3 protein-coding genes, 1 tRNA gene and 3 pseudogenes are annotated in these 8,140 nt (G+C 41.3%); 6 read left to right on the forward strand and 1 reads right to left on the reverse strand.

Annotated features, from left to right (window positions below; translation table 11 throughout):
* Window positions 1-224 (forward strand): DnaB-like helicase C-terminal domain-containing protein (locus tag ACFIJS_RS08290; RefSeq protein WP_375651106.1); only part of this gene is annotated, 224 nt, incomplete at its 5' end.
* Between the two features lie 188 nt (window positions 225-412).
* Here ACFIJS_RS08290 and ACFIJS_RS08295 read toward each other — a convergent pair.
* Window positions 413-502 (reverse strand) — tRNA-Ser (locus ACFIJS_RS08295).
* A 1,057-nt stretch (window positions 503-1,559) separates the two neighbouring features.
* Here ACFIJS_RS08295 and ACFIJS_RS08300 point away from each other — a divergent pair.
* From ACFIJS_RS08300 to ACFIJS_RS08320, 5 genes and pseudogenes are all read left to right on the forward strand, one after another.
* Window positions 1,560-5,563 (forward strand): annotated as a pseudogene (locus ACFIJS_RS08300) (hemagglutinin repeat-containing protein); the annotation flags it as partial.
* Window positions 5,560-5,967 (forward strand): hypothetical protein, encoded by a 408-nt coding sequence (locus ACFIJS_RS08305; protein ID WP_375651108.1) that lies wholly within the window; start codon window positions 5,560-5,562, stop codon window positions 5,965-5,967. The pseudogene ACFIJS_RS08300 and the gene ACFIJS_RS08305, both read left to right, overlap by 4 nt.
* A 15-nt stretch (window positions 5,968-5,982) precedes the next feature.
* The gene (locus tag ACFIJS_RS08310) at window positions 5,983-6,747 is read left to right on the forward strand and encodes a hypothetical protein (RefSeq protein ID WP_375651109.1); all 765 of its coding nucleotides are present in this window, start codon (window positions 5,983-5,985) and stop codon (window positions 6,745-6,747) included.
* A pseudogene (locus ACFIJS_RS08315) lies at window positions 6,744-7,144 on the forward strand (hypothetical protein). The gene ACFIJS_RS08310 and the pseudogene ACFIJS_RS08315 overlap by 4 nt, the downstream one beginning before the upstream one ends.
* A 68-nt stretch (window positions 7,145-7,212) precedes the next feature.
* Window positions 7,213-8,140 (forward strand): annotated as a pseudogene (locus ACFIJS_RS08320) (filamentous hemagglutinin); the annotation flags it as partial.

An 8,140-nucleotide genomic window follows, 5' to 3' on the forward strand; every position in this document is an offset into this window, starting at 1 on the left:
AGCAAGATGCCGACATTGTTCTGTTCGTTTATCGTGAAGAATATTATCTCAAAAATGAAGAACCCAAAGAAGGCACCGCTGAGTATAGCAAGTGGCAAGAGGCAATGGAGCAAGCCAAGGGTAAAGCTGAGGTTATTATAGCAAAACAACGCCATGGTCCGACAGGAATCGTCCCCCTTGCCTTTCAATCCGACTTTACATGCTTTAGTGATTTGGAAAAATAGGAGCAGAAAAACGCGTTAAAGGGAGCTTTAAATACCCTTTGAAAGGCATTTGAAGACCCTTTAAAACTCTTTGAGAAAAAATAAATTGGTACAAAACCTAGTGGCAAAATATACAAAACCCGCTGGCAAGCTACAACCTTAAAAAAGATCATATAGAATCAATAAGTTATAGCACGATAAAAGTGCTGTGGCGGAGGGGGTGGGATTCGAACCCACGGTACAGTCTCCTGCACGTCGGTTTTCAAGACCGGTGCCTTAAACCGCTCGGCCACCCCTCCAAACTGGATATGCTTTTTGACAAATTTCTTGCAAAAGGTCAATCATTTTAATACGTATTTTAAAGCGTTCTTTGTAAAACTATTTAAGTTTCAATGAAAATAATTCTTCATAAGTCAATTCTTTGAGTGTGTTATCTAAGAGTTTCATTTTTAAACATGATAGTTTTTTCTGTTTAAAATTTTTCACAAAGCAATATTTTTTTAAGTTCTAACGATTGTTATTCGTAATAATAAGAAATGTTCAGTTGAAAATGTTTGATAAATTATATTAAATTCTTTACGGGCGTATATTTTTAAATTATTCTACTTTTCCAGATATTTAGTTTATTCAGATGGTTTATATTTGCGAAAAGAAAATGTTATTGCTCTGACAGTTTATGAGAGGTAAATTTGTAAGAATGACATAATATATTTAAGGAAAGTTTTTATTGATTTTAAATAAGCACAATTCGATAAGACAGATCTTTAAAAGATTTTAATTTTTTAAATAAAAATATTCAGATATCTAGTGCGTCTAAAGGGTATCTTGGAGAGAATGGCTGATTTTCACTATTTGGATAAAATGTTATATAAGATTTGCATCGACAGTTTAAAACCTCTTCCAGATATGACTGGAAATTAGGTATATTTATAATGCTTTTTCTGTGGGATAAACAAAAAGTTAATTAGAATGGAAGAAAAGATTAGTGAGCAATACGCTTAGATCAATAGATAGTTTGTTAAGGTATTGTATAGTTTTTCAAAAATAGAACTTAAAAACGCTAAATTATGCAGAGGCAGAAAGTATAAACTTTAACAAATAAGGTTTTAAAAGCTATTTCATTCACAAGTATTTGTAAAATAAAAAATTTATTTACAAAATAAAATGGTGGATGATGAGAGAAAATAAAAAGCAAGTAAAATAAAATAGTTATGTCTAATATGAGGGAATTGATGAATCCTGATTCACGTTTTTTTACCTCTATCCGTTCTATCAAACTTATGTAAATGTGATCATTTCTGATTAAATATACTGTTGATTTCCTGCTTCTTTGAGGCTGGTTTCACCAAAGTCACAGAAACTCTTTACCATGATGAGCAGGGTGATGCCACCATGCATCATAAATCGGAAGTCAACTCTGGAGGCTCAACAACGCTTTCCTCTGGACAAGATTTGAATATTTTAGGCTCTGATGTTCAAGCAACGGATAAACTTCTCTTGCAAGCTGAGAGGAATGTTTCGATTGATGCCACACGCAACAGTATGGACAATCAGAGTGGGAGTGAAACATCTCATGTTGCTTTACACAATGGCTCTCATTTAAGTTCTGGAAAAGAGACCACTGTTCTCTCTGGAAAAGATATCCATATGGCTGCTTCCGATATAGATGCCAAGGGCAATGTTGCTCTTGGTGCCCAAGGGGAGATAGCGATAGGGGTAAGAAACGATGAGAGGGAGTATCATCTTCGCACCAAAAACACGAAAGTGGATATGCAAGCCTCTCATGCCGTTGGCTCTTCGATAAAATCGGGAGGTGACACCATTGTCATTGCAGGGCAGGATGGCAAATCGCATGATCTTAGCATCACAGGCAGTTCCATTGCGGCTGAGGGCAAGGTGGTGCTGAAAGCCAGCAACGATGTTTTGATCAATAATGCAGAGGATAGCTTACATTATGAGATGTCGTATCACAAAGAGGGAGGAGCATTCAGCAGCAGCAAATCTGAGCATAACAAGGTGGATGTGAGCCAAGTTGTGGGGTCAAGCATAACAGGGGGGAAAGGCGTTGCCATTGACTCAGGAAACAACACGCAAGTTGTCGCCTCAACGCTCATAGCCGGTAAGGCAGAGGAAACGTCAGGAAAGGAAACACTCGGAGATCAGAAACAAGCGGATATTACCATTCACTCTGGGGGCAAGATTATTATCAAAGGCGCTAAAGAACAGTTGGATCAACAAGCACAATCCTCATCAAGTGGCTTTTTGCATGAGAAATCGTCCGATACATCTCAATCGCATACCACAACGGTCTCCTCTATCCTTGGGGCAACGGGCAACATTATCACACAATCAGATAAAGAGACTACAATCACTGCTTCTCATATGTTTGCAAATGAAGATATCAATGTGAGCGGAGAAAGTGTGACGATTGATGGCATGACAGACAATCATAGCAGCCATTCAGAGACCCATGAAACGGGTTTTGGTGTGGGATCAGGCAAGGGCTTTGTGTCGATATACGGGAGTGAGGGAAAGGTGCAAAATGAAGAGAGTTTTGAGCATCAAGGTTCTTCTCTCAATGCGGATGGTACGATCACCATCACTGCCAAGAAAAAAGATGTGAACGTGGTGGGCTCTGATTTTACTGCGCAAGAAAATATTCATGTTTCGGCAGCTCGTGATGTCAATGTGCTTGTTGGTCATAATAGCCATAGGGCAAGCTCTGTAGAAGAACGCACAGGCTTTGGCATTCAGTTTGAAAAGAACCCTAGCGGTGCTTCCTTGGGTGTTGGAATTGCAAGCGCCAAAGATACGGGCGATCAATGGGAAAATACCAATACGCCCTCTCATTTCAAGGCGGGCAAAGATGTGCAGATTACTGCTGACAATGATGTAAATATGCAAGCAGCCATTGTTTCGGCGGATCGTGATGTCAACATTGATGCCGGCAATAATATCACCCTATCAGAAAGCTATGATACCTCTAACGCAAAAGAAAAGCATGAAAAGTCTTTTGCTGGTGTGACAACTTCCGTTGATATCGGTGTCCTTGGCACGGTACAAGGACTAAAAGATGCCGCAGATCACATGAACAATAAGGATGGAAATAACACAGTTATTAATGGCATACTGACCGGCATGAAAATCAATCACCTCTTTAACAAAGGCAGGAATTTTGTTGATTGGCTGACTGGCAATACGGGGGAAAAGGGGAACACAACCAAAGGACTGAGTAGCTCATTAGGAGGATTGGGGGGCTCCACCAAGGATGCTCTTGCCAATATGGCAGGCGCATCTGGCAGTGTAACCGTGGGCTTTAAAACTGAGAAAACAGAAGCCTCTTCTCAAGTCTCCACAGCGGTAACAGATAGCATAGAAGGCGGACGCGCGGTTAACATGCAAGCCCACAAAGGCAGCATTCATGGTGTTGGCGCTGATATTATCGCTGGTACCAATCCAATCTATGTGCTGGAAAATGATGCACAGAGTGGAAAGATCACCTTGGGAGCAGGTGAAGATATCACCTTTGAAAGTGCGCAAAACACGCAAAGCACACAAAACAGCAGTGAAAGTTCTTCAATGAGTGTTGGCACCGGTTATGGCGCGGGTGGCGCAGGGGCAACGGGCAGTGCTGCTTTTAGTCAAGGGGAAGGTTCCAGTAAGGAAGTTCAACACAAAAACAGCCATATTATAGGCACTGACACGGTTCACACCATAAGTCAGGGAAATACCACATTGGCAGGCGCCGTGGTTACTGGAGAGCGTGTAGAAATGGAAGTAGGGGGTGATTTCGCCATTACCAGCCGCAGTGATACGGGACAAACTTCCAGTAAGCAAAACTCTGTTTCTGCTGGTTTTGGCGCTGGACAAACGGGTGGTTCAGGGTCCATGAACGCCTCTTTCCAAAAGAATAAATCTTCTAGCGATTATCATAGTGTCGTGGAACAATCAGGCATCAAAGCGGGTGATGGCGGTTTTGATATCAACGTCAAAGACAAAACAACCCTAACCGGAGGCATTATTGAAAGCACAGCGTCGGCAGAAAAAACAGCCTGACCACAGGAAGCATTACCACCAGTGATATCAGCAACAGTGCGCATGCTAAAGCCAGCAGCCATGGGTTTAGCCTTTCTGGGAACGATACGATAAAGAACATTGCTAAAAATGCTTTAAATCACGGCAAAGCCAAGAATGCAGCGGAAGGAGAAACCAAATCTGCTATCAGCGATGGGACTATCATCCTTACTGATACAACTGGACAGAGGGCGATGGGGCAAGATGCTGGACAAATCATTGATGCACTCAATCGCAACACCGCAGCAGCACACCAGGCTGTAGGACAGCTAGATGTCGCACCGCTTGAGGGAGCAGTGCATAATCGCCTAGATATGATCAATGATTTATCGGATGAAGGATTGGGATACTTTGATAAAATTTATAAAATCACAAATGTCAAAGAGCACCCAGTGGGTGAGGTTGCGCATGATGAAAATGGCAATGTCCTCTATTTAACCGATGAAAATGGAAAACCTATAAAAGGCAGTGATGGAAAATATATCACTCTGTATCACTTTTTAAAGCCAGAGGAAGAAAAGCATTTACAAAAAGGCCCTAATGGTGCTGTTTATATGTTCTACAATGGCATTTTTAATTCACCAGATGATGCAGCGGGTAATGCTGTCCAATTGGCTGTTAATAAAAATGGGCCCCTTTATTTTACATACTTTCCCCAAGCTGACGATGTGCTGGTAGAATTAGGGGTAGCAGGCTATCAGAAGTTTTTTGAAGGGGGCTCTTGGGGGTTGACCAATTCAACCAAAAAGTTCCAAGATTTTATCTATCGTTATGGCAATGACAATGCTATTGTTAGTGCGCATAGCCGTGGTACCATAACAGTAAACAATGGAGCAAATGACTTGCAAGAACATGGTATCCACGGTGTAGCCAAGAAAACAGACTTCTATCTTGTTGGAGCGGCTGCTCACATGCAATCGATGGCCAATACAGTAGATTATCTAAGCGATGGCGAAAAAAATTATATCTACACACAAGATCATATGTTAGACCCCATTAGTACAGTGATTGGTTACAATTGGCCTACAGCTTATAAGGCACCTTTAAATCTAGATTTTTCACTTTTTGAGAAAGGTATAAAAAATCCTTTATATATGATAATATTTTCAGCAAACAGTTTATTTACTATAGCAGCTAATCCAATCAGAGAGATGGGGAGAGCGGTCTTGGGCCTTAACCCGAGCTCCCATAATTGTTATGGTGATGCGAGTGATGCGTGTAGATGGAATTACGGTTCATTTGGTTTTAACAAACTTTATTCAACGAGAACAGGGAACAAAAAATGAAAATGTTGTTTAATTTATTAAGCCTGCTCATTCTGTTAACGGTTGCTGGATGTGACATTGAAAACATTGATAAACCTCCTCGAGGAGAGACGGCTGTGTGGGAGAAGCTAGGAGCAGATTCTACTGAGGTAGGAAAAGCATTGCTAGAATGTGGTTTGCCACACCTTAATTATCTTGAGGATGAAGTTCAAAAGCTAAGCAACAATGAGAATGCAACGATTGATGCTTGCATGATCCAAGCAGGATTCCATTATAAAGGGAGAGCTAGCTGGTGTTCTCTTTTTAACGGTAGAGACCTTCCCATTTGTCAGCCTGGTGCTGTCATCCCGAAGAGAAGTGTCAAGAAGCGCTTGAACAGCCCTTTTTGTAAAAGGTATAAAAACGCGGATGAATGCCAACCTTAAGTTTTGCTGTTTGTGATGATCAACAATGCGCCATCCTTGCCTTCGCTTGGAATGGCGGGATTGTTTCCTCACGCACATTGTTTAACGGATGAAGAACAACAGAATTTACAAAAAGGTTCTGATGGCAAGGTTCATGTTTTCCTCAATGGTATTCTTACAACACCAGATGAAGCAGCCCATAATGCGGTTCAGTTGGCTGATAACAAGAATGATCCGCACTATTTTCTGATATTCCCTCATAGCGATTCGCTCTTGGTAGAGGGGTTCATTGCAGGGTATCAGTATTTTCTAGAAGGTAAGTTGGGTGTTCTGACCAATTCGACGAAGGAGTACCAGAATCTGTTGTATAGCCTTGGCAATATAGGATTGCATACTGATGCGCATAGCCGCGGCAGTATGACAGCGGGTAATGGATCGCATGATTTAGAAAAGCATGGTGTTCATGGTATAGCAAAGGAAACAACGATTAATTTCTTTGGACCAGCTTATAATACTCAAAACATGGCAGATACGTTATATATCTTAAGTGATGGAAAGCAGGATTACGTAAACTTGGAAAATCATAAAAATGACTTTGTTGGTACAAAGGTTGGCAAAAATCCTTATACCTTTGAGCAAATACCTCCTGGAAGTGGTCCTTGGAAAGAGAGAGGGCAAATATTTAAGGGCTACCCCAGTGTCTATGCTTGTTATGGACATCCAAGTGATGCTTGTACAAAGTTCTATGGTTTACCTAATCGTACGCCAATTTATTCAAAATATTCAGGGAGGAAAAAATGAAACAAATCTTGAAATTATTAAGTGGTTTCATTCTGTTAAATATCGCTGGATGTAACATTGATAAGCCTTCTCCAGGGGCTCTGAGTATGTGGGAGAAACCTGGTGCAGATTTTACTGAGATAGGAAAAGTACTATTAGAATGTGGTATGCCAACTCCGTATGATGTCGATCCAGAAAATAGAAAGTTAAGCAATAATGCAATAGGAACCATTGAAGCTTGCATGCTTCAATCAGGATTTCGTGATAAAGTGGGGGGGGGACTATGTGTGAAAATCATAAAGCCGAAAACTTATCCATTTGTCGTCCAGGCGCTGTGATCCCGAGGCGCAGTGTCAAGAAGCGCTTGAACAGCCCGTTTTGTAAAAAGCATCCAGAACAATATGAATGTTATCCTTAAGTCTTGCTGTTTGTAATGACCAACAATCCGCCATCCTTGCCTTTGCTTGGAATGGCGGGATTGTTTTTTCCAGTAAGCAAAACTCTGTTTCCATTGGTTATAATAGCCGAGAAAAGGATGGTACAGCTACAACCAATATATCCTTGAACAAGGATAAATCCTCGAGTGATTATCATAGTGTTGTGGAGCAATCAGGCATCAAAGCGGGTGATGGCGGCTTTAAGATCAACGTTAAAAATAAAACAACGCTGACCGGAGGTATTATTGAAAGCACCGCGCTGGCAGATAAAAACAGCCTGACCACAGGAAGCATTAGCACCAGTGATATCAGCAACAGTGCGCATGCGCAAGCTAGCAGCCAAGGGTTAAGCATTTCTGCGGGTGGTCCGATGTATCAGGGCAAATATGGTGTCGGGAAAAACATTGCTAAAAATGCTTTAAATCACGGTAAAGCCAAGGATGCAGCGGAAGGGGAAACCAAATCTGCTATCAGTTATGGGAGTATCATCCTTACTGATACAACTGGACAAAGGGCGATGGGGCACGATGCTGGACAAATCATCGATGCCCTCAACCGCAACACCGCAGCAGCCCACCAGGCAGTAGGACAGCTCAATGTCGCACCGCTTGAGGGAGCCGTGCATAATCACGTAGATATGATCAATGATTTATCGGATGAAGGATTGGGATACTTTGATAAAATTTATAAAATCGCTATGTCAAAAAACATCCTGAGGGAGAAGTTGTACACGATGAAAATGGCAATGTCCTCTATGCAACAGATAGAAATGGAAAACCTATAAAAGACAGCGATGGAGAATATATCATTCTGTATTACTTTTTTAAAAGCTGAAGATGAGCAGCATTTACAAGCAGGCTCTGATGGCAACAGGCGTATGTTCTATAATGGTATTTTTATACACCAGATGAAGCAGCCGGTAATGCTGTCCACTTAGCTGATAATGAACATGAACCCCTTTATTTTACATACCACCC

It is taken from the genome of Bartonella sp. OT172YNZD (genome assembly GCF_042193725.1).
GTDB lineage: Bacteria > Pseudomonadota > Alphaproteobacteria > Rhizobiales > Rhizobiaceae > Bartonella > Bartonella grahamii_A.